The organism is Streptomyces sp. NBC_00094 (assembly GCF_026343125.1).
Lineage (GTDB): Bacteria > Actinomycetota > Actinomycetes > Streptomycetales > Streptomycetaceae > Streptomyces.
Map to the genome: position 1 here is coordinate 418256 of NZ_JAPEMB010000001.1, position 22388 is coordinate 440643.

Annotated in this window: 18 protein-coding genes and 1 tRNA gene; 11 read left to right on the forward strand and 8 right to left on the reverse strand. The window is 71.8% G+C overall.

The annotated features are described in order from the left end of the window. The first annotated feature begins 48 nt into the window (after positions 1-48). The 4 genes from OG580_RS01925 (at position 49) to OG580_RS01940 (ending at position 4902) form a co-directional block, all read left to right on the forward strand. On the forward strand, positions 49-1278 hold the full coding sequence (locus OG580_RS01925; RefSeq protein WP_267041886.1) for a CaiB/BaiF CoA-transferase family protein: 1230 nt from the start codon (positions 49-51) through the stop codon (positions 1276-1278). An 88-nt stretch (positions 1279-1366) separates the two neighbouring features. Next, the gene (locus OG580_RS01930; RefSeq protein WP_267041887.1) at positions 1367-2038 is read left to right on the forward strand and encodes a GntR family transcriptional regulator; all 672 of its coding nucleotides are present in this window, start codon (positions 1367-1369) and stop codon (positions 2036-2038) included. A gap of 76 nt (positions 2039-2114) precedes the next feature. Continuing rightward, positions 2115-2708, forward strand: coding sequence for a TetR/AcrR family transcriptional regulator (locus tag OG580_RS01935; protein WP_267041888.1), 594 nt, complete (start codon positions 2115-2117; stop codon positions 2706-2708). Between the two features lie 121 nt (positions 2709-2829). Then, positions 2830-4902, forward strand: a complete 2073-nt coding sequence (locus OG580_RS01940) for a discoidin domain-containing protein (protein WP_267041889.1) — start codon at positions 2830-2832, stop codon at positions 4900-4902. A 3-nt stretch (positions 4903-4905) separates the two neighbouring features. On the opposite strand, the gene OG580_RS01945 is transcribed toward OG580_RS01940, so the two are convergent. Beyond that, the gene (locus OG580_RS01945; RefSeq protein WP_267041890.1) at positions 4906-6180 is read right to left on the reverse strand and encodes a YncE family protein; all 1275 of its coding nucleotides are present in this window, start codon (positions 6178-6180) and stop codon (positions 4906-4908) included. 164 nt (positions 6181-6344) lie between these two features. Between OG580_RS01945 and OG580_RS01950 the strand changes: the two genes are divergently transcribed. Then, positions 6345-6956, forward strand: a complete 612-nt coding sequence (locus OG580_RS01950; RefSeq protein WP_267041891.1) for a CBS domain-containing protein — start codon at positions 6345-6347, stop codon at positions 6954-6956. 239 nt (positions 6957-7195) lie between these two features. On the opposite strand, the gene OG580_RS01955 is transcribed toward OG580_RS01950, so the two are convergent. Together OG580_RS01955 and OG580_RS01960 are read right to left on the reverse strand one after the other, a co-directional pair. Further along, positions 7196-7495 carry a DUF1876 domain-containing protein gene (locus OG580_RS01955; RefSeq protein ID WP_267041892.1) on the reverse strand — a complete coding sequence of 100 codons (300 nt, stop codon included), beginning with the start codon at positions 7493-7495 and terminating at the stop codon, positions 7196-7198. Positions 7496-7609: 114 nt separating this feature from the next. Beyond that, positions 7610-8452: a maleylpyruvate isomerase family mycothiol-dependent enzyme gene (locus OG580_RS01960; protein WP_267041893.1), complete on the reverse strand. Its 843-nt coding sequence runs from the start codon at positions 8450-8452 to the stop codon at positions 7610-7612. A gap of 142 nt (positions 8453-8594) precedes the next feature. Here OG580_RS01960 and argG point away from each other — a divergent pair, with 142 nt between their 5' ends. Further along, on the forward strand, positions 8595-10040 hold the full coding sequence (gene argG / locus OG580_RS01965; RefSeq protein WP_267041894.1) for an argininosuccinate synthase: 1446 nt from the start codon (positions 8595-8597) through the stop codon (positions 10038-10040). A gap of 208 nt (positions 10041-10248) precedes the next feature. Here the strand turns inward: argG and OG580_RS01970 are convergent, their stop codons facing one another. Beyond that, complete coding sequence (locus OG580_RS01970; protein WP_267047856.1) at positions 10249-11202, reverse strand: NADP-dependent oxidoreductase; 954 nt, start codon at positions 11200-11202, stop codon at positions 10249-10251. A gap of 88 nt (positions 11203-11290) precedes the next feature. On the opposite strand from OG580_RS01970, the gene OG580_RS01975 reads away from it, so the two are divergent. From OG580_RS01975 to OG580_RS01985, 3 genes are all read left to right on the forward strand, one after another. Then, on the forward strand, positions 11291-12373 hold the full coding sequence (locus OG580_RS01975; RefSeq protein ID WP_267041895.1) for a GlxA family transcriptional regulator: 1083 nt from the start codon (positions 11291-11293) through the stop codon (positions 12371-12373). A gap of 182 nt (positions 12374-12555) precedes the next feature. Next, complete coding sequence (locus tag OG580_RS01980; protein WP_267041896.1) at positions 12556-14871, forward strand: SpoIIE family protein phosphatase; 2316 nt, start codon at positions 12556-12558, stop codon at positions 14869-14871. Between the two features lie 168 nt (positions 14872-15039). After that, positions 15040-15113, forward strand: a tRNA-Met gene (locus OG580_RS01985). A gap of 69 nt (positions 15114-15182) precedes the next feature. Here OG580_RS01985 and OG580_RS01990 read toward each other — a convergent pair. Together OG580_RS01990 and OG580_RS01995 are read right to left on the reverse strand one after the other, a co-directional pair. Then, positions 15183-15845 carry a response regulator transcription factor gene (locus tag OG580_RS01990; protein WP_267041897.1) on the reverse strand — a complete coding sequence of 221 codons (663 nt, stop codon included), beginning with the start codon at positions 15843-15845 and terminating at the stop codon, positions 15183-15185. After that, positions 15842-16969 (reverse strand): sensor histidine kinase, encoded by a 1128-nt coding sequence (locus tag OG580_RS01995; protein ID WP_267041898.1) that lies wholly within the window; start codon positions 16967-16969, stop codon positions 15842-15844. The genes OG580_RS01990 and OG580_RS01995 overlap by 4 nt, the downstream gene beginning before the upstream one ends. A 382-nt stretch (positions 16970-17351) precedes the next feature. Between OG580_RS01995 and OG580_RS02000 the strand changes: the two genes are divergently transcribed. Next, positions 17352-17777 carry a DUF6223 family protein gene (locus OG580_RS02000; protein ID WP_267041899.1) on the forward strand — a complete coding sequence of 142 codons (426 nt, stop codon included), beginning with the start codon at positions 17352-17354 and terminating at the stop codon, positions 17775-17777. Between the two features lie 64 nt (positions 17778-17841). On the opposite strand, the gene OG580_RS02005 is transcribed toward OG580_RS02000, so the two are convergent. Then, complete coding sequence (locus OG580_RS02005) at positions 17842-19749, reverse strand: alkyl/aryl-sulfatase (RefSeq protein ID WP_267041900.1); 1908 nt, start codon at positions 19747-19749, stop codon at positions 17842-17844. Positions 19750-20050: 301 nt separating this feature from the next. Next, complete coding sequence (locus tag OG580_RS02010; protein ID WP_267041901.1) at positions 20051-21277, reverse strand: serine hydrolase; 1227 nt, start codon at positions 21275-21277, stop codon at positions 20051-20053. A gap of 289 nt (positions 21278-21566) precedes the next feature. Here OG580_RS02010 and OG580_RS02015 point away from each other — a divergent pair, with 289 nt between their 5' ends. Then, a complete protein-coding gene (locus OG580_RS02015; RefSeq protein WP_267041902.1) occupies positions 21567-22343 on the forward strand; it encodes a MerR family transcriptional regulator in 777 nt (258 codons plus the stop codon). Positions 22344-22388 lie beyond the last annotated feature (45 nt).

A 22388-nucleotide genomic window follows, 5' to 3' on the forward strand; every position in this document is an offset into this window, starting at 1 on the left:
TCCGACGACGGGATCCGATGGCCGGCATCGCCAGCGAGGGAGAGCGGAATGTGCGCAGATCGACCGGGCACACCGGACACTTCGGCCGCGCCGGACGTGCCGGACTCGCCGGATGTGCCGGGCGTGCCGGCGGCGGGCGCACTGGCCGGGATCGTCGTCGCCGACTTCGGCCGGGTGCTCGCAGGGCCGTACATGACGATGCTCCTCGCCGACCTGGGCGCGGACGTCATCAAGATCGAGCGACCCGGTTCGGGTGACGACACGCGGGCCTGGGGTCCGCCGTTCGCCGGCGGCGAGGCGACCTACTTCCTCGGGGTGAACCGGAACAAGCGCTCCGTCTCCCTCGATCTCACGGACCCCGCCGACCTGGCGACGGCCCGCGAGATCGTCGACCGCGCGGACGTCCTGGTGGAGAACTTCCGCCCGGGCACGATGGAGAAGCTCGGCCTCGGATACGAGGACGTGCGCGTGGGCAATCCGGGGCTCGTCTACTGCTCGGTGACCGGCTTCGGCACCGCCGAAGGGGCCCATCTGCCCGGCTACGACCTGCTCGTCCAGGCCATGGGCGGACTCATGAGCGTGACGGGCGAACCGGACGGTCAGGGTACGAAGGCGGGGGTCGCGCTCGTCGACGTCATCACCGGCCTGCACGCGGGCCTCGGGGTGCTCGCGGCGCTCCGGCACCGCGAGCGCACCGGCGAGGGCCAGCGCGTCGAGGTCTCCCTGCTCACCTCGCTGCTGTCGGCGCTCACCAACCAGGCCGCCGCGCACCTCGGGGCCGGGGTCGTCCCGCGCGCGATGGGCAACAGGCACCCCAGCATCGCCCCGTACGAGGTCTTCGAGGCGCTGGACAGGCCGCTGGTCCTCGCCGTCGGCACCGACCGGCAGTTCCGCACCCTGTGCGAACGGCTCGGCCGGCCCGAACTCGCCGACGACCCGCGCTTCGCGACCAACACGGCCCGGGTCGCCCACCGCGAGGAGCTGGTCCCCGCGCTGGCCGGGCCGCTCGCCACCCGTACCGCCGACGGCTGGTTCGAGGAGCTCACCGCCGCCGGGGTGCCCTGCGGCCCCATCAACGACCTGGCCGCCGCCTTCGACCTCGCCGACCGGCTGGGACTCGCCCCGCGCGTCCCGGAGTCCGAGGCCGGCCCCGGCCAGGTCGTCAACCCGATCCGGCTCGACGCCACCCCGCCCTCGTACCGCAGCGCTCCCCCGCGCCTGGGCGAGCACACCGACGGCCTGCTCGCCGCGCTGGGACGGCCCGCGCGCACACCGTGATCCATAGGAAGATGGTGGTCGGAAAGACGGTCGTCACCGGCGGCGGGACCCGTCGGTGGACGACGCGAGGAACGGAAGGCGACAGGCGATGAGCAGCGCGGTGCAGAAACGGCGGCCGCAGACCGCCCAGCAGTTCGTCCTCGAGGAACTGCGGCGCGCCATCACCAGCGGGGAGCTCAAGCCCGGCGACCAGATCCGCCAGGACGCGCTCGCGGCGCGGCTCGACGTGAGCCGGGTGCCGCTGCGGGAGGCGCTGCAGTCCCTGCAGGCCGAGGGGCTCGTCGTGCACCACATACACCGCGGGTACTTCGTCGCGGAGCTCTCCCTCGCCGACCTGGAGGAGATCTACCGGATCCGGGAGCTCCTGGAGACGGAGGCGGTGCGCATGGCCGTGCGGCGGATGCCGGACGGTACGTTCGCCGCGCTGGAGTCCATCCAGCGGGACGTGGAGCGGGCTTCCGAGGACGGCGACGTGCCCGCGATGGCCGCGGCGAACCGGCGCTTCCACTTCACCCTGATCGAGGCGTCCGGGATGCCGCGTCTCGTCCGCCTCATCGCGACCCTGTGGGACTCCACCGACGCGTACCGCTCGCTGTACTACACGGAGACCGCGCACCGCGAGCAGGCCGTGCACGAGCACCGCGCCGTGCTCTCCGCGCTGCTCCACGGCGACGAGGACGCCGCCGTACGGTGGCTCGACGAACACCGCGCGCACGCGGTGGCGGCGCTGCGCGAGGTGCTGGACCTGGACCGGGGCTGACGCCCGGTCGGCACACCCCGCCCCTGACGCGCCGCGCCCTCGCGCCTTACCCTGTCGCCGGACGCGAGGAGGAACCATGGCGCGGATGCCGTCGGCCGAACGACGCACGCAGCTCGTCGAGGCGGCGATCAGGGCGATGACCAGGGACGGAGTGGCGCGGACGACCACACGGTCGATCTGCGCCGAGGCGGGTGTCTCGCTGAGCGTCTTCCACTACTGCTTCGACTCCAAGCAGGCGCTGCTCGAAGCGGCGATCGAGACGATCACCGGGAACTACGTCGCCCGGGTGAAGTCGGCGGTCGAGCCGCGGGCCACGCTGCGCGAGACCGTGCGGGCCGGGCTGCGGACGTACTGGGACCACGTCACGGCCCACCCCGGTGAGCACATGCTGACGTACGACCTCACCCAGTACGCCCTGCGCGAGCCGGGGTTCGAACATCTGGCCCGCGCCCAGTACGAGCAGTACGTGGCGTCCGCGGCCGCCCTGATCGACCAGGTGGGCGTGGTGCGGGGCGCGGAGCCCCGGGTGCCGGTGGAGGTGCTCGCGCGGTATCTCGCCGCGGCGATCGACGGGCTCACCCTCCAGTTCCTGGTTCTCGGCGACGAACAAGTCGCGGACGATCAGCTGGACATGACGGCGGATCAGTTGGTGGCGCTGATCGAGGGCTGACGTCCTACTGGTCGGTCACTTCGCCAACAGGTCGTTTGTCCCGGACTCTTGACTCACTGGCTCGACACCGCAATCCTCGGGGCGCCCGGCACACCCCCATCCACCGGAGGCCTCCCCGACCATGACTCGACCCTCACCGCGCAGGAACGGCGGCAGATCCGCCCTTCTCGCGCTGTTCCTCGCCCTCGCGGCGCTCCTCTTCGGCTCCGGCCCGGTCCCCGCGGCCGCCGCCGGATCCGCCACCGGCGCGTGGTGGGAGCCCACCTCCCGCCCCGCACCGGACTCCGGGATCAACGTCACGGGTACACCGTTCACCGGCACCGACGCCCAGGGGAAGGTGCGCGGCTTCGTCGACGCGCACAACCACCTCATGTCCAACGAGGGGTTCGGCGGCCGGCTGATCTGCGGCCAGACGTTCTCCACGGCGGGCATCGCCGACGCGCTCAAGGACTGCCCCGAGCACTACCCGGACGGCCGGGGCGCGCTCTTCGAGAACGTCACCGGCGGTGCGGACGGCACGCACGACCCGGTCGGCTGGCCCTCGTTCAAGGACTGGCCCGCCAACAACTCCCTGACCCACCAGCAGAACTACTACGCCTGGGTCGAGCGCGCGTGGCGTGGCGGGCAGCGCGTGCTCGTCAACGACCTCGTGACGAACGGCCTGATCTGCTCGATCCTGCCCCGCGACCGAGGCTGCGACGAGATGGAGTCGATCCGGCTGCAGGCCCGGAAGACGTACGAGCTCCAGAACTACGTCGACGGGATGTACGGCGGCCCCGGCAAGGGCTGGTTCCGGATCGTCACCAGCTCCGCCCAGGCCCGCTCGGTCGTCGAGCAGGGCAAGCTCGCGGTCGTCCTCGGGGTGGAGACCTCGGAGCCGTTCGGCTGCAAGCAGATCCTCGACGTCGCCCAGTGCGACAAGGCGGACATCGACCGCGGCCTCGACGAGCTGTACGGGCTCGGCGTGCGCAGCATGTTCCTGTGCCACAAGTTCGACAACGCCCTGTGCGGGGTGCGTTTCGACCAGGGCGCCATCGGCACGGCCGTGAACATCGGTCAGTTCCTGTCCACCGGGACCTTCTGGGCCACGGAGCAGTGCGCGGGCCCGCAGCACGACAACCCGATCGGCCTGGCCGCCGCGCCCGTGATGGCCCAGAAGCTGCCGGCCGGGGTGAGCGTGCCCTCGTACGCCTCCGACGCCAAGTGCAACACCCGGGGCCTCACCAGACTCGGCGAGCACGCCCTGCGGGGCATGATCGACCGCGGGATGATGCTGGAGCTCGACCACATGAGCGTCAAGGCCGCGGGCCGCGCGCTCGACATCCTGGAGTCCGAGGAGTACCCGGGCGTCCTGTCCACCCACAGCTGGATGGACCTCGACTGGACCGAGCGGCTCTACCGCCTCGGCGGTTTCGTCGCCCAGTACATGCACGGCGCCGAGGGCTTCATCGGCGAGGCGGGCCAGAAGGCGGACCTCCGCGAGAAGTACGGGGTCGGCCTCGGCTACGGCACGGACATGAACGGCGTCGGCGGCTGGCCGGGTCCGGTCGGCCCGGACGCGCCGAACGCCGTGAAGTACCCCTTCCGCAGCGCCGACGGCGGCTCGGTGATCGACCGTCAGGTGACGGGCGAGCGCACCTGGGACCTCAACACCGACGGCGCCGCGCACAACGGCCTGGTCCCGGACTGGATCGAGCAGATCCGGCTCAGCGGCGGCCAGGGCGTCGTGGACGAGCTGGCGTCCGGCGCGGAGTCGTACCTGACCACGTGGAAGTCGACCGAGAAGCACGAACCGGGGATCAACCTCGCCTCGGGCGCGGCGACTTCGGCCAGCTCCGCGGAGTGGCACCCGTTCACCAGCTACGCACCGGGCCGGGCCGTCGATGGTGACACGGGCACGCGCTGGGCGAGCAACTGGTCGGACGGGCAGTGGCTCCAGATGGACCTCGGCTCCGTGCACCGGGTGGGCAAGGTCACCCTCGACTGGGAGCGGGCCTACGCGCGGGAGTACCGCATCGAGTTGTCGGAGAACGGCACGGACTGGCGGACGGCGTGGTCCACGGACGCCGGCGACGGCGGCTACGACACGGCGGAGTTCGCTTCGCAGTCCGCGCGGTACGTACGGATCCAGGGGGTGCGGCGCGCGACCCAGTGGGGCTACTCGCTCCACGAGGTCGCGGTTCACCGCACCTGACGCTCAACTCCCCGCGGGGCCCGTCCAGTCGGCGGGCACGCGGGCGAGTCGCACACGCTGAGGGTGGTCACCGACGTCCACGGTGGCCACCCGCAGGCCGGTGGCGAAGTCGATCGCCGTGACGCGGTCGGCGCCGCTCTCGGAGACGACGCAGGACCTGCCGTCGCCGCTGACGGTCGCCCAGTAGGGCTTGGACACGGCGACGAGCGGGCCCTCCTTGAGGGTCGTGCGGTCGACGACGGTGGCGTAGTCGTCCATCGTGCCGGCGACGCAGAGCTTGCCACCGTCGGGGCTCATCGAAAGTCCGTGATGGCGCGAGTCGTTGACCCAGCTCGTGCGGTCGGGGTCGGTCGACGGACTGCCCGGGAGGTACTTGGCCCTGGTGATCCGGTCGGTGGCGATGTCGTACTCCAGGAATCCGTTGAGGAAGGAGACCTGGAAGTAGAGCTTCTTCTCGTCCGGCGTGAAGACGAGCGGCCGGACGGCGTCGGAGAGGTCCGAGCGGCCGAAGGCGTCGAGGCGGGCGCGCATGTCGATCACCCGGACGGTCTCGAACGTGCGGGCGTCGACGACGGTGATGCGGCGGTCACCCTTGGTCCAGTCGAGCCAGGGGGCGTCGAGGGCGGTGGTGACCTCGCCGATGGACATGTTCCAGAGGAGGCCGTCGGAGGTGAAGACGTTCTCGTGGGGCTTGTCGCCGGTCGTGAAGGAGCCCAGTTCGCGGCCGGTGGCGATGTCGAGGACGTGGACCGTGTTCGCCGTGGAGGCGGAGACGGCGACCCGGGTGCCGTCGGGCGAGACGGCCATGTGGTCGGCGCGGTAACCGGCGACGGGGAAGCGCCAGTTGATGCGGCCGGTGCGCAGGTCGAGGGAGACGACATCGGCGAAGCTGGGCCGGGAGACGACCATGGAGGAGCCGTCGGGAGTGGCGTACATGTCGTCGACGAACTGGTCGTGCCCCTCCCCCGGCCCACTCCGGACGCCGAGGAAGAAGGCGAGCTTCACCGGGTTGAGGTAGATCTCCCGCAGCCGCTCCTCCCGGTCGGGGACGACGTTCAGCCGCCCGATGCGGCCGAAGTCGCCCCGGGACTCGATGACGTCGGCCGTGCCGTCCCAGTTGTTGCCGACGAACATCACCTCGCGCAGTCCGGCGGGGGCCCCCGCGCTCCGCACTCCCGGGGCGGCCGTGCCCGTGCCGCCGGACGCGGCGAGGAGGGCGAGGGCGATCGCGAGGGCTCCGCCGAACCGGCGGTGTCGTTGCGTGCGAGGGGAGGGCATGAGGGGTCCTTCTTCCTTCTCGGAACCGCGACTTACCCGAAAGTAACCATGTCCATGACAAGCCTGCAAGCCCTTGTCGCGCCTCGGGGGCCCACCCCCTCACACCAGGACTACCTCCGGTGCGGGACCATGGAGTCCGGAACGCGGAAGGGACGGAACGGACGATGAGGCACCGCAGTGTCGCGGACCTGATGACGCCGAACGCGGTCGCGGTGCAGCCCGGGACCTCGTTCAAGGAGATCGCACGGCTCCTCGACGAGTACGGCATCACCGCGGTCCCGGTCGTCGACCACGAGAACCGGCCCGTGGGCGTGGTCTCCGAGGCCGACCTCCTGCGGCGGCACACCTCGAAGGACGGCCCGAGCACCGCCGAGGCGATGATGTCCAGCCCGGTCGTGACGGCCCGCCCCTCATGGACGGCGGTCGAGGCGGCCCGCCTGATGGAGCGGCACCGCGTGAAGCGGCTGCCGGTGGTGGACGCGGGCGGGCGGCTCATCGGGGTACTGAGCCGCAGCGACCTGCTTCAGCTGTTCCTGCGGCGGGACCGCCTGATCCAGGAGGAGATCCGGGAGGACGTCGTCGTCCGCATCCTGCGCCTCTCCCCCGCCGCCGTGCACATCGACGTCGACGAGGGCCTGGTGACGCTCAGCGGCACCCTGGAGAGCCCGGAACTCGCCCCGATCCTGGTCCAGCTGTGCGAGTCGGTGGACGGCGTGGTCGAGGTCATCGACCGGCTGGTCGCGCACGAGGACGAGGGCGGGGAGGGCTCCGCGTAGGAGCGACCGGGTGGTACGGCTGCGCGGGGGAACGACCGGGTGGCTACGGCTGTGCGCGGAACGACCGCGTGGCTACGGCTCCACGGAGGACGACCGTGCGGCTACGGCTCCACACAGGAGCGACCGGGCGGCCACGGCTCCGCTCAGGAGCGGCGACCGCGCCGCGGGTGGCGACGGCCGCAAGGGGTCCGGCCCGGCGGTCTCGTCCGGCCGGACCCCCGGGGCGGGTGGCGGCTCCGTCAGGAGACCGCCTCCGGCCAGCCGTATCCGGGACCGGTGTGCTGGGGTACGGTCCCCGCGCCCACCGCCTCCATCTCCCGGTTGGCCTCCCGCATGAGCTTGCCGGCCAGGTCCTTCATCGCCCGGCTCGCGGCGAGCTCGTCGCCGATCGCCGGAACGTCCACGTCCGCCGGGTTGCAGCGGGCGGTGCCGTGACCCGTGAGGGTCGAGTTACCCGTCTTCAGCCGGGCCTCGGCCTCCGTCCTGCCGCTCTCCTCGACCAGTTCCAGGCCGACCGTCCACTCCAGGGTGCGTGTCATGGTCTGCCTCCTCGCACGTCGCTCCCCGGGGCCGACCGCCCGGGTGGTCCCGGCGGCCGTTCGCCCGGTTACCTCCAGCATCCATCCATCCGCCCGCGGCTGCGCGCGGGGCGCTCAGGGGGCGCGGAAGAGGCGGGGGAAGCGTGGCGCGAGCCAGGGCTTGCGCCCCCAGCCGAGCGCCTTGCCCCGGGCGATGACGGGCCACGGGTCGAGCCGTCCCAGGGCGAGGAGCAGGAAGGCGACGGGCTCGGTGAGGATCGTGCAGTCCGGGCGGGCGGGCGGTTCCTGCGCGACCTCGACCTCGCCGTCCGTGACGGTCACCCCGAAGCCCGGGCCGCCCCGGAGCCGTACCGCGAAGCGGGCGGTCAGACCGGCGACCGCGGCCGGGTCGGTCACCCTCGGCATGGCGGTGGTCATGAACGGGAGGGTGAGGACGACCCGGCGGGCGTCGAGCATGTGGGGGCGGCCGAGGGCGAGGGCCAGGTCGTATCCGTGGCCGAGCATGTGCGTCAGAAGGTACGAGCCGAGGACGGCCGGGCCCATCGGGCCGAGCGGGGTGCTGACGACCTCGGAAGGGTCGCGCCGCTCGACGTCGGCGAGGAAGGCGGCGGCCTGCGCCGTGATCATCTCGGCCAGGGCGCCGGGATCGCGCTCCGCGAAACCGGCCAGGGCACGCTCGTTGGCCTCGGCCAGGCTCCCGGGCGTGCCGTCCCCGTAGGGGCGCTCGCGGCCGGCGGCGAGGTCGGCCATGAGGGCGTTCGCCTGGGCCAGGTGGGCGGCGGCCTCGCCGACCGTCCAGACGGAGCGGGGAACCGGCAGACCCCCGACGTGCCCGGCGGCGCTCCCCCGGGCGCCTCCCGCACCCCGCGGCGCGCGCAGCACCTCCGCGATGTCCTCGGCGGTCCCCCGTATCGCCTCGGCGAGATCCTCGGGAAGTACCCCTGTCGTTCGCTGCACGCGCCCCACCCCTCCCGGACGCCGGCGCTCCCCGTGCGGAGCGACGGTCGGTGAGGGACCGTACCAGGGGTAAGGCCACGCGGCACCGAACCTCACGAGGACTCACGTTGCATGACCATGCAGGATGATGCATACTCTTCCCATGTCTAAGGTCCTCACCTCCCTTCCCGCCGGCGAGCGCGTCGGCATCGCCTTCTCGGGCGGCCTCGACACCTCGGTCGCGGTCGCGTGGATGCGCGACAAGGGCGCCGTCCCCTGCACCTACACCGCCGACATCGGCCAGTACGACGAGCCCGACATCGCCTCGGTGCCCGGCCGTGCGAAGGCCTACGGCGCCGAGATCGCCCGTCTGGTCGACTGCCGTGCCGCGCTGGTCGAGGAAGGCCTGGCCGCGCTCACCTGCGGAGCGTTCCACATCCGCTCGGGCGGGCGTGCCTACTTCAACACCACGCCGCTCGGCCGCGCCGTCACGGGCACCCTCCTGGTGCGGGCGATGCTCGAGGACGACGTACAGATCTGGGGCGACGGCTCGACGTTCAAGGGCAACGACATCGAGCGGTTCTACCGGTACGGCCTGCTGGCCAACCCGCACCTGCGGATCTACAAGCCGTGGCTGGACGCCGACTTCGTGACGGAACTCGGCGGCCGCAAGGAGATGTCGGAGTGGCTCCTCGCCCACGACCTCCCCTACCGGGACAGCACGGAGAAGGCGTACTCCACCGACGCCAACATCTGGGGCGCCACGCACGAGGCGAAGACCCTGGAGCACCTGAACACCGGTGTGGAGACCGTGGAGCCCATCATGGGCGTGCGGTTCTGGGACCCGTCGGTCGAGATCGCCACCGAGGACGTGACGATCGGCTTCGAGCAGGGCCGCCCCGTGACGATCAACGGCAAGGAGTTCGCCTCCCCCGTCGACCTGGTGATGGAGGCCAACGCCATCGGCGGCCGCCACGGCATGGGCATGTCGGACCAGATCGAGAACCGGATCATCGAGGCGAAGAGCCGCGGCATCTACGAGGCGCCCGGCATGGCCCTGCTGCACGCGGCCTACGAGCGGCTCGTCAACGCCATCCACAACGAGGACACCCTCGCCCAGTACCACAACGAGGGACGGCGTCTCGGCCGTCTCATGTACGAGGGCCGCTGGCTGGACCCGCAGGCCCTGATGGTCCGCGAGTCGCTCCAGCGCTGGGTCGGCGCGGCCGTCACCGGCGAGGTGACCCTGCGGCTGCGGCGCGGCGAGGACTACTCGATCCTCGACACGACGGGCCCGGCGTTCAGCTACCACCCGGACAAGCTCTCCATGGAGCGCACCGAGGACTCGGCGTTCGGCCCGGTGGACCGGATCGGCCAGCTCACGATGCGGAACCTCGACATCGCCGACTCCCGCGCCAAGCTGGAGCAGTACGCGAGCATCGGCCTGATCGGCACCTCCAACCCGGCGATCGGCGCCGCCCAGGCGGCCGCGACGGGTCTCATCGGGACGATGCCGGAGGGCGGCGCCGAGGCGATCGCCTCCCGCGGCGAGGTCTCCGGGGACGAGGAGATGCTGGACCGCGCGGCGATGGAGTTCGGCACGGACTGACCGTGCGCCCTCACGCCCGAGGGACGTACCACTGAAGGGGCCGGCCCCGCGCACATCGCGCGGGGCCGGCCCTTTCGTCATCGCCGCCCGTCCGATCCCGTCCAGGTCCGGCCGCCCGACCCGACCCGACCCGACCCGACCCGACCCGACCCGACCGGCCAACGGCCCGGGCGGGGAGGAGGACACCAGCGCCCCGCGCCGGGAATCCTCAGGCCTCCGTGGCCGGAGTCCCGTCCACCACGAGGACGATCTTGCCCGTGGTGCGGTCGGTCTCACCGAGCGCGTGCGCCTCGGCCGCGTCGGCGAGCGGGAAGACGGCCTCGACGTGGGCGCGCAGGGCGCCCGACTCGACGAGGCCGGCGACGGCGTTCATCCCGGCGTGGTCGGCCTCCACGAGGAGAGTCTCCACCCGCACTCCCCGCGCGGCCGCCTTCGCCGGCTCGTCCGGGTCGCTGCCCGGGAGGAGGGAGACGAGGACGCCGCCGGGGCGGAGGACGCCGAGCGAGCGGACGCGGGTGTCCCCCGCGACCGGGTCGAGGACCACGTCGACGTCCCGGACGACCTCGGCGAAGTCGACCGAGCGGTAGTCGACGACCTCGTCCGCGCCGAGCGAGCGGACGAAGTCGTGCTTCGGGGCGCTCGCGGTGGCGATGACGTACGCGCCACGGGACTTGGCGATCTGGACGGCGAGGTGACCGACTCCGCCGGCGGCCGCGTGGACGAGGACACGCTGCCCGGGGCCGACCCGGGCGGTGTCGACGATCGCCTGGTACGCGGTGAGGGCGGCGAGCGGCAGGGCTCCGGCCTGGACGTGGTCGATGCCGGCCGGCTTGTGGGCGAAGGCGCGGGCGGGGCCCGTCACGTACTCGGCGTGCGAGCCGACTCCGTACGGGTAGGGCAGCATCCCGAAGACCTCGTCGCCCGGCTTGAACATGGTCACGCCGTAGCCGACGGCCTCCACGACTCCGGAGACGTCCCAGCCGAGGACGAGGGGCAGCCGGTCGAGGAAGAGGACGGCGGAGCGGTGCTTCCAGTCGGTCGGGTTGACGCCGGCCGCGCGGACGGCGACGAGGATCTCGTTGAGGCCCGGCTCGGGCCGCGGGAGCACGACCTCCCGGAGGACGTCGGGGGTGCCGTGGGTGTCCTGGCTCATGGCGCGCATGGTGCGGTGGTTCGTCATGCACACCAGCGTCGCCGCCGGCCCCACGGCGTACCATGGCATGATTGCCATCTTTCGACAGGATTCTGCCATGGAGAACCGCCACCGTGTCGTCGTCCTCGCCCTGGACGGGGTGTACCCCTTCGAGCTGGGGATCCCGAACCGGGTGTTCGGTGCCACGCCCGAGTTCTACGAGGTGCTGACCTGCTCCGTGGACGGCGGTCCGGTCCGTACCAACGCCGACTTCTCGGTGACCGTCGCGCACGGGCCGGAGGTGCTGCGCACGGCCGACACGGTGGTGCTGCCGCCCTTCGACGTGTCGCTCCTCTCCCGCGAGGTGCCCCCGGCGGTCGCCGAGGCACTGGCGACCGTGCGCCCGGAGACCCGGCTGGTGTCCATCTGCACCGGTGCCTTCGTGCTCGCCGCCGCCGGGATGCTCGACGGCCGGCCCGCCACGACGCACTGGGCGCTCGTGGAGACCTTCCGCTCGTGGTTCCCGCAGGTGGCAGTGGACCCGGACGTCCTCTTCGTCGACGACGGGTCCGTCCTGACGTCGGCGGGCGCCGCTTCGGGGGTGGACGTCTGCCTGCACCTCGTACGGAGCGACCACGGCGCCGCCGTCGCCAACCGGGTGGCCCGTATGTGCGTCGCACCGCCCTGGCGGGACGGCGGTCAGGCCCAGTACATCGAGCAGCCGGTCCCCGAGGCCACGGCCAACGACACGTCGGCGACCCGGCAGTGGGCGCTGCGGCGCCTGCACGAGCCGATCGCCCTGAGCGACCTCGCCGGCCACGCCCGGATGAGCCTGCGCACCTTCGCCCGGCGGTTCGACGAGGAGGTCGGCATGAGCCCGGGGCGGTGGCTGATCCAGCAGAGGGTCTCCCGCGCCCGGCAGCTCCTCGAAACCACCGACCTGGCCGTGGACGACATCGCGGGCCAGGTCGGCTTCGCCACCGGAACCTCGCTGCGCCAGCACCTGCACGCCGCCATCGGCGTCACCCCGCTCGCCTACCGGCGGACCTTCCGCGGCGAGGGGAGGACGAGCTCCGAGAGGGCGGGTTCCGGGAGGGCTGGTTCCGAGAGGACGACATCCGGGAGGACGGGTTCCGAGAGGACGGCTTCCGAGAGGACGGCTTCCGAGAGGACGGCTTCCGCGGCGGCGGCGACGGTCTGAGGTCGTCCGTCCACCCCCGGTCCTCCGGCCGCCCGCGATTCGGGAGCGCGCCACGCCGGGCGTCGATGTGCGGCCTTCTCCCTGGCGAGGCACCCTGGTAGGGACCTGGCCGGGCGCGGTCGTCCGGTCCGCCTGGCCGGCCCGTCCGCCGTCGGAGTGCGACACACGGAGGGGATCTACTCATGGCACCGGACAACGCGCTGCTCGTGGTCGACGCAGCGGGAGTCGTGGTCGGCTGGAGCCAGGAGGCCAGGTCCCTGTTCGACCGCGGCACGTCCGAGGCCATCGGCCGCCCCCTCGCCGACCTCTGGCCGGGATCGGGGACGCCGAGCGTCGCCGGCCCGTCCGACGCCACGACGGAGCTGCCCGGCCTTCTCGTCCTGCCCGTGACGCTGCGCGGCGGCGGATCGGGATGGAGCGTCCACCTGAGGCGGTCGGACAAGGACGAGGAGGCGCGCGACCAGGCGCTGCTGAACGCGCTGTTCACGCAGTCGCCCATCGGGATGCAGGTGCTCGATCCGGAGCTGCGCGTCCTGCGGGTGAACACCGCGGCGTCGGCGATGAGCCGGATCGGCTCCGCCCGCGTGCTCGGCCACCGCCTCGACGACGCGTTCCGGCTGTCCGACCCCACCGCCGCCGAGGCGATCGTCCGCGAGGTGCTGGCCACCGGAGAGCCCGCGCTGGACAGGCTGATACGCGTCCGGCCGCCCGAGGACCCGGATCACGAACACGTGTACTCCGCCTCCGTGTTCCGGCTCCAGGACGCCGACGGGCGGGTCCTGGGCGTCTCCACGGCGGTGGTGGACGTCACCGTCCGCGAGCGCGCCCTGGCCAGGGCCCGGGTTCTCGACTCCGTACGGGAGCACGTGGGGACGACGCTGGACCTGAACGCCACCTGCGCCGAGCTCGTCGACGTGCTCGTCCCCGCCTTCGCCGACACCGCGGTGATCGACCTGCTGGACCCGGTCGTCCGGGGCGACGCTCCCCCGTCGGCGCCCATCGGGCCCGACACACCCCTGCGGCGTACGGCGTTCGCCTCGACGGATCACCGGCGGGACGCGCCGGCCGGCGGTACGGGACCGTTCCGCTTCCCCGGGGCGTGGCTCCAGTCCCTCACCGACCTGCGGCCGCATCTGGTCACGTACCACCCGGACGACGACCCCGACGCGGACCCTCGGCCGACCCGGACCACGCGCCCCTCGGGCGCGCACTCCGCGATCGTCACGCCCCTGACGATCCGGGACCAGGTCCTCGGAACGCTGAGCCTCCACCGTGCCTCGGGGCGCGACCTGTTCGTGGACGAGGACCTCACCCTCGCGTGGGAGGTCGCCACGCGGACCGCGCTCCACATCGACAACGCGCGCCGCTACACGAGGGAACACACCATCGCGCTGACGCTGCAGCGTCGCCTGTTGCCGCAGCGACCCGCGCACGAGGCCGCCGTGGAGAGCGCTCATTTCGCCCAGGCGGTCGAGGCCGGCGGCGGCTGGTTCGACGTCTTCCCGCTCTCCGGCGGGCGGACCGCCCTCACCGTCGGGTGTGTCTCCGGCACCGGCATCCACGCCGCCATGGCGATGGGCCAGATCCGTACGGCCCTGCACTCCCTGGCCTCCCTCGACCTGGAGCCCGACGAGCTCCTCGCCCGCCTCGACGAGACGGTGACACGCCTCGCAGCCGAACGCGCCGACCTGCCGTCCGGCGACCCGCTGCGGAGCCAGGTGCTGACCGCCGACTGCCTCTACGCGGTGTACGACCCGCTGGCCCTGAACTGTGTCATCGCCCTCGCCGGCGGCCCGCGACCGGTGCTCGCGCATCCCGACGGAACCACCGAGACGGTCGGCATCACCCCCGGTCCCCCGCTGGGCGGCGGCGAGGGAGCACCGCTCGCGAGCCTGAGCCTGGACCTGTCCGAGGGGAGCGTCATCGCGCTCTGCACGGACGCGTTCCTGTCCGTGTCCGAGAGCGGGAGGGCGGCGGGCCTCGAGCGGCTGCGGCAGGCCCTCGCGGACGGCGGGCGCCCGCTGGACGACCTGTGCGCCGATGCCGTACGCACCGTCCCGGCGCCCTCGCCCGGCGCCGACGCGGTCCTGCTCCTCGTCCGGACCCAGGGCATGGACCCGGGTCTCGTCGCCACCTGGGACCTGCCGTCCGTCCCGGAGGCCGTCGCCATCGCCCGGGCCGCGACCCGGCGCCAACTGACCGCCTGGGGGCTCGACGAACTGTCGCTCGCCACGGAGCTCATCGTCAGTGAACTGGCCACCAACGCCGTGCGCTACGGCACCCCGCCCCTCACCATCCGCCTGATCAAGGGCCGCGCCCTCACCTGTGAGGTGAGCGACACCAGCCCCGTCGCACCGCGCCTCCGCCACGCCCGGACACACGACGAGGGCGGTCGAGGCCTGTTCATCTGCGCCGAGCTCTCGCAGAGCTGGGGCGTCCGCTACGGCGACGCCGGCAAGACGATCTGGACGGAACAGGAGATCCCCGACCCGGCGTGACGCACCGCTAGGGGGTGTCTTGGCGAGCCCGGCCTGATCGGCAAGACACCCCCTAGCCCCGCTTGTCACCCGTACGGCTCTGTCCGCGACGCGGCGGGGGCCCCGAGCCCTGAGGAGAGCGCATGGTCCTGAGGGGTGCCGTGGATAGCGTAGTGTTGTACCTACCGACGCGGGGTGGAGCAGCTCGGTAGCTCGCTGGGCTCATAACCCAGAGGTCGCAGGTTCAAATCCTGTCCCCGCTACTGAAGTGACGTGAGGCCCGGATCCACAGGATCCGGGCCTCACGCGTGCTGTGCTGCCACCGGCGACTGTCAGGAGGTGCGCGGGGTCACCAAGCCGGATTCGTAGGCGAGGACCACGAGTTGGGCCCGGTCGCGAGCATGGAGTTTGGCCATGGCACGGTTGATGTGGGTCTTCGCGGTCAATGGGCTGATCACCATGCGGCCCGCGATCTCGTCGTTGGACAGCCCCTGCGCGACCAGGAGGACGGCCTCGCGTTCGCGGCCGGTCAGCTGGTCCAGCCCCGTGCCGGCGCCGGTCGGGAGCGGCTGGGCGACGTACCGGTTGATCAGTTTGCGGGTGATCGACGGTGCCAGCAGGGCGTCGCCGCGCGCGGCGACCCGTACGGCATGCAGGAAGTCCTCCGGCAGGATGTCCTTGACGAGGAATCCGGCAGCACCGGCGCGCAGCGCGTCGAAGACGTACTCGTCCAGGCCGTAGTTGGTCAGGATCACGACGTGCACCCCGGCCAGGGCCGGATCCGCGGCGATGCGCCGCGTCGCCTCGATGCCGTCCATGACGGGCATCTGGATGTCGATGAGCGCGATGTCGGGCAGGTGCTCTCTGGCGTGCTCCAGGGCCTGCTGCCCGTCGGCGGCCTCGGCCACGACCTCGATGTCGTCCTCGAGGTCGAGGAAGGCGCGGAATCCGCTGCGGATGAGCGGCTGGTCGTCGACCAGCAGGACACGGATCACGACACTCGTTCCACGGGGAGTTCGGCCTGGACGGTGAAGCCGCCCTCGCGGCGGGGAGCCGCCCGCAGGTGACCGCCGAGGGCGGTGACCCGTTCGCGCATCCCGAGCAGCCCGATGCCGGGCTCCGAGGCGATGTCCGGCGTGGCCCTGCCGTCGTCGTCGACCTGGAGGGCGAGGGAGTCCGGCCGGTAGTCGATGCGGACCGACGCCGTGGTGGCGGCGGCGTGACGGGCGACGTTGGTGAGCGACTCCTGAACGATCCGGTAGGCGGTCCGGCCCACCGCGGCCGGCACCTCGTGCCGTCGGCCTTCGATCGTCAGCGTCGCCTCAAGGCCGGTCCGGCCGGCACGCTCCACCAACTCCGGAATGTGGTCGAGCCCGTGCGGCGGGGTCGTGTCGTCGTCACGCAGCGCCTCCAGCGTCGCTCGCAGCTCCCGGGCCGCCTCGCGACCGGCCTCCCGGATCGCCAGCAGCGCCTCCGGTACCTGTTCGCCCCGCTTGCGGGCCACGTGGACGGCGGCTTCGGACTGCACCTTGATGACCGAGATCTGGTGGGTGAGCGAATCGTGCAGCTCCCGCGCGATGTGCAGCCGCTCCTCGTCGGCGCGGCGCCGTGCGGTCTCCTCGCGGGTGCGCTCGGCCTCGTCCGCCCGCCGTTCGGCCTGCCGCAGCGCCTCACCCGCGGCGCCGGCCGCGACCAGCCAGGCGATCTCCAGGGCACTGCGCGCCTGTGCGAAGGCCTCACTCGTGTCGTGCAGACCCGAGGCCAGGGCCGCGAGCGGGAGGAAGGCGAGCACGATCACGCTCGCCGCCACGGTGATGGTGCGGCGTCCCTCCCGTACGGCGGCGTACACCGCGAACAGGTACGCGACGGCAGGCACGTCGAAGCCGACCGCCTGGTACCCGACCGCGCACAGCCCGGTGACGGCCAGGACGGGAACCGGAGCCCGGCGGCGCGCGGCCAGCGCCAGGCCGCCGGCTGCCAGCAGCGCGTAGCCGAGCAGGTCGAGGTTCTCCGCGGTGTGCTGCCCGGACAGCCCCGTGATCAGCAGCGTCACGGCGACGCCGACGGCGATCGCCCCGTCTCTGACACCGGCGCGAACAGCCAACCGTCCTTTGTCCATGCGCGCACCCTAGGGCCTGTCTGACAATTCGCGTCGGATCAGGCCGGGGCGTTCGGTGCGTGCGATCGGCGTGCGGTCGGGACGTCCTCGTAGCGGGCTACGTGGACGTTTCGGCCGTGCGTCGAGCGTGCGTGCCGGGCGGGCCGGACCCGGCGGGAATTGTCAGACAGGCCCTAGCCCGGGGCCGCTGCGGGCGGATCCCGCCGGCGGACGAGTGGACGACTACCGCGCACGCAGTACTTTCGCGGTTCCTGCCGCGTCCGCGGTAGCCGGCTGCGGCAACGGCGGCAGGGTGAAGTGCCTGCGCCTGCCGGACGACCGACGGCGGGTCCCGCGGACATGATCGACGGCATCCCGTCGTAGGAAGAGAAGGAGCACCGTCATGTCCATACGTCGCTTGCTTGCCGCCACCACGGCCACCCTGCTCGGAGGTCTCTGGCTTGCCGCACCGGCAGCCGCGTACGCCTCGGCCCAGCCGGTCGCCGCCGACGTCTACGACTTCAGCCTCGGGCGAATCGGGTCCGCCGGCGGCGCGCTGGTAGGGCTGGCCGGCCTGGTCATCGCCTGGCTGGCACTGACCCGCCCCGCCGGTCGCCTCGGCACGGCCAACGGCCCACTCGGGGCGGTCATGGCCACGGTGGCGGGGCTCATCAGCCTCGCCCTCGGCGTACTGGTCGCGGCCACGGCCGACGGTGGCCTCGGCACCGGCAACGGGCTGGGCGGCGCCTACGTGGCCATCCTTGTGGGCCTGAGCGCCACGGCCCTCGGCGGCACGGCCATGGCCCGCCGCCACCGCCGCACCGACTGACCGCGACAGGCGACTGTGCCACGACAGGCCGCCTGACCGCGTAAGGGGGCTCCCGCGTCCCCGGTTACGGGGTCGCGAGGGGGAAGTGGGGGTCGAACGTCTCGACCACGGCCCCGAGTGCGGTGAGCGCCGCCATGTCTCCCTCCGTGGTCAGTCCGTGCTCCTTGACGACTTCGGCGGCACGGCCGGGGGCAAGGAGGAGCCCGGCGAGTGCGGCCTTGGAGCCCCTCACCGTCAGCTGCGCGTCGCCGGCATGGCCGGGGCGGGCGTTCAGGACGCCGTTGCGCACCCACATGGTCCAGTCCCCGCCGGAGTCGGCGAAGGTGAAGTCGATGCGGATGTCGACGTCGGCGGCCTTGGCGCCGTCGACGTGGACGCCGACGAAGTCGAAGAGCAGATCGACGGGCATGGCCAGGATGGTGTCGATGCTGCCGGTATGGACGCCGCCCTCCGTCCGCACGCCCTCGCGGAGTTCCTGCGCGGCGGTGAGGAAGATGGCCCGGTACTGCGGGACTTCGGCCTGGTAGCCGAGCTGTTCGTACGCGTCGGCCTGGAGGTCCTTGGCCTCGGTGTCGTCGGGGTCGGCGAAGACGAGGTGGTGCAGGACCTGGACGGCCCACCGGTAGTCGCCGCCTTCGATCGCGTCACGGCCCTCCTTGAGGATCCTGTCGCGGCCGATGAGGTCGACGTGCCGCCTGGCGTGGTCCTGAGGGAGCAGCGGCATGATGGTGGCCGGATCCCCGTCCCAGAAGCCGAGTTCCTTGTGGAAGACGGCACGGACGTTGTGGTGCAGGCCGCCGTGGTAGTAGCGGTTGAACCACTTCTTGCCGATGGCATCGGGCAGTTCGACGATCTCGGCGGCCTCCAGCGGTGTCAGGCCCTGGTTGGCCAGCCGCAGCGCCTGGTCGTGGATGTACTTGTACATGTCGCGCTGGGACTCCAGGAACGCGACGACGTTCTCGTTGCCCCACATCGGCCAGGTGTGCGGACCGTAGTGGACCTCGACTTCCTCGCCCCAGCGGACCAGGGTCTCGTCCAGGTAGCGGGCGAAGTTCCGGGCGTCGCGGGTGCGGGCACCCCGGATGGTCTGGATGTTGTGCATGCTGTGGTTGGCGTTCTCCGCGCAGGTGAGCGCCTTGATCGCGGGGATCCAGATGTGCATCTCCTCCGGCGCCTCGGTGTCCGGGGCGTAGAGGAACTCGAACGTCCAACCGCCGAGCGTACGCGTCTCGCCCGTCCGGGTGATCGGATCGGTGGGCGGGATGTAGCTGATCTTCGTGCGGAAGCCGTCGTCCTCGGGCCCGAGGCCGCCGGTGACCACCCCGCAGTCGCAGTGCGGCAGCAGCAGCCCGAAGGTGTACGCCATCCGCCGGGACATCGCGTTGCCGGTGATGACGTTCTCGCCGATCGCGTGCTTGTTGAACGACTCGATCGTGCCCGGTGCGATGATCGGGATCTTTCCGGAGGCGACATCGGCCTCGTCGACGATCCCCTTGATACCGCCGTAGTGGTCGAAGTGCGTGTGGGTGTAGATCGCGGCCACCACCGGCTTGTCGTTCCCGGTCTCGCGCCGGAACAGCTCCAGGGCGGCCTTCGTCAGTCCGACGTCGATGCCGAAGTCGATCACGACCAGGCCGTCCGGGGCGTCGACGATCGTGATGTTCGCGCTCATCCGCACCTGGTAGAGGCCTTCGACGACCTTGTAGAGGCCCTCGCGTTTGATCAGCTGGGACTGCCGCCACAGGCTCGGGTTCACCGAGTCCGGGGCCGGCGCGTCGTCCGTGACGTAGTCGAGGATCCGCCCGTCCCGCAGCAGGTCGCCCTCGTCGCTGTACAGCTTCTCCGGGAAGCCGGCGACGAACCCGCGGTCCACGTCGGCGAAGTCGGCACGGTCCTCCATCGCGTAGGACTCCAACGCCGCCTTGTTGATCGCGGCGGTGAAGGACGATGCCTGCTGTGAACCGGCCACCATGGGCTCCATCTCCAGCTATAGCTATAGAGAGACAAAATGGTTGGATATGCAACATCTCGGACGGTAACGCGCCACTCGTCCCGTCGCCACCGCACGGCATGACGTCAACGGCACTGCCGCGCCGCCCGCCTGCCCCATGCGGCGGGGCTCTGTGCGGGCACTCACGCCCGTCCGGCCCGGCCGACCTCGGCGTCCACGCATGGACGTCGACGGCCGAACACCCGTCGGCGAAGGCACCCGGGAGTAGTCCCTCTCGACACCGCCCTGGCCCCCAGCCGCACAGCAGGTGTCGAGCCCGTTGTCAGTCGATGGCCTGGTAGAGCGTGGTCCAGAAGTCGTTCATGGCGCGCGGCGAGTCCGGGGTGGACAGTCCGACCTGGGTGAGCAGAACACCGGTGAGCTGGTTGGTCCTGTCCGCGTAGGCCGTGGTGCCGGTACCGCCGAACCAGCCGAACTGGCCGACGGGCGCGTAGTCGCCGCGATGTGTACGCACCGCCATCCCGAAGCCCCAGCCGCCGCTCGACCCCTGACCGGACGACAGGTGGGCGACGTTGCCGAACATCGCCTCCCGGGCGGCTAGTTGCTCGGACGAGAGACGGTTGGTGGTCATCAGCTCGACGGCGGCCCGGGACAGGATCCGTTCGCTCCCGTGCATCCCGTTGTTCAGCAGCATCCGGAAGTAGGCGTGGTAGTCGTCGGCGGTGGAGACCAGTCCGCCGCCGGCGCCCTGGAACGCGGGAGGCACGCTGGACCTTCCCCCTGCCGCCTCGTCCCACACGACGAACTCGCCGGTCCGCGGGTCGGGCCCGTACAGGGGCGGCAGTCGGTCGATCTTGTCGGCGGGCACGTGGAAGGCGGTGTCCTTCATCCCCAGCGGATCCAGGATGCGTTCGCGCAGGAACGCCTCCAACGACTGTCCTGTGACCCTGGAGACAAGCACGCCGACCACCTCGTTGCTGAGGTCGTACTGCCACCGCACTCCGGGCTGGTACTGCAGCGGCAGTTCACCGAGGCGGCGCATCCACTCGTCCGGCTCGGGCGCCGGCCCGGAGGCCACGCTGTAGTCGAGACGCTCGAAGGTCGCGGCCCTGATCGGGGAGGCCATCGACTCGAAGTCCACTCCGAGCCCGAACGTGGAGGTCAGCAGGTCCCGTACGGTGATCGGCCGCTGTGCCGGCACGGTGTCGTCCAGCGGCCCGTCGGGCCGCTTCAGCACCTGCCGGTCGGCGAGTTCGGGCAGCCAAGGATCCACCGGGTCGTCCAGCCGCAGCCGGCACTCGTCGAGCAGGATCATCGCCGCCGCCATCGTGACCGGCTTGGACGTGGACGCCATCCGGAAGATCGTGTCCCGGCGCATCGGCGAGCCACCGTCATGACGCATCGTCCCGATCGCTTCGACGTGCGTCCGGCCGCCACGGCTGACCAGGGCGACGAGGCCGGGAATCTTCTTGGACTCGACGTGCCGTGCCAGCACCTCGCGCAGTCGGCGCAGCCCCGCGTCGGAGAAGCCGCTGTTGCTTGTTCCCATGGTGAAGCTCCTGTTCACAGTGTGAGTTCGCACGGCGGCCTGGTGGCTGCCTGGCCGTCGAGCGGCCATGTGAAGAGCCTGCAGCCTTGACCCAAGGTCAAGGTCAAGCCCGATCGCGATCAAGGGGTGATCGGCGCAGATCGCAGGCGTCCCGGTCTCCTCGGCGGCAGGGGGTGGGCTGGAACTGGTGCGCGCTATCCTCGCCCCTGTGATCGTCCGGACTCCCCGGCCGTCGCCGACGCGGTTCGCGAGACCGCGGCCGCCCACGACCCGGAGGTGCGCCGAGCCGATGGCAGACGGGCTCACGATCGGTCAGGCGGCGGCGTTCGTCGGTGTCACGATCAAGACCGTGCGGCACTATCACCGGCTCGGCCTGGTCGCCGAGCCGGAACGCGACGGTTCCGGCTACCGCCGTTACCGGTCGGGCGAGCTGTTCCGGCTGGTCCAGGTCCGGACCCTGGCCGCAGCCGGCGTACCGCTGGCCGAGATCGGTGACCTGCTCGACGCCGATCCGAAGACGTTCGCCGCCACCCTGGACGACGTCCATCACCAGCTCACCGAACGGATCGACGACCTGATCGCGCGCCGCGACAGGCTGCACCGTCTCGACCACGGCGACCGCGCCCTGCTGCCCGACCGGGCCTGCGCCGTCTTGGACCGGCTCGCCGAACTCGGCTTCAGCCCCGACTACGTGGCCGGTCAACGGGAGGCTCTGGTGCTGGCCCGGGCGCTGGTTCCGGAGATCTTCGACAGCTTCCTGACCCGGCTCGGACACTCGCTCGACGATCCCGAGTCCGTCGAGCTGACCAAGCGCGGCTGGGACGCGAGGTCCTGGGATCCGGACGACCCGCGGATCGAGGAGCTGGCGTCCGCGCTGGCCGACAAGCTACTGGCCGACCGCGCGCTGCTGGCGATGCCGACCGGGTTCCAGAACCAGCCCGACGCCGCCTCCCGGTACGGAATGGTCAACCACCACCGGGAGGACCAGTCACCGTCCATCGCCCGGTTGAACACACTGGTCGAGGCGAACCTGCGCGCGGCCGGCATCGCCGTTCCGCATCAGTGAGGGTCGCCCGGCAGCCCCGACGCTGCGGCGAGACGCCCACCTGAT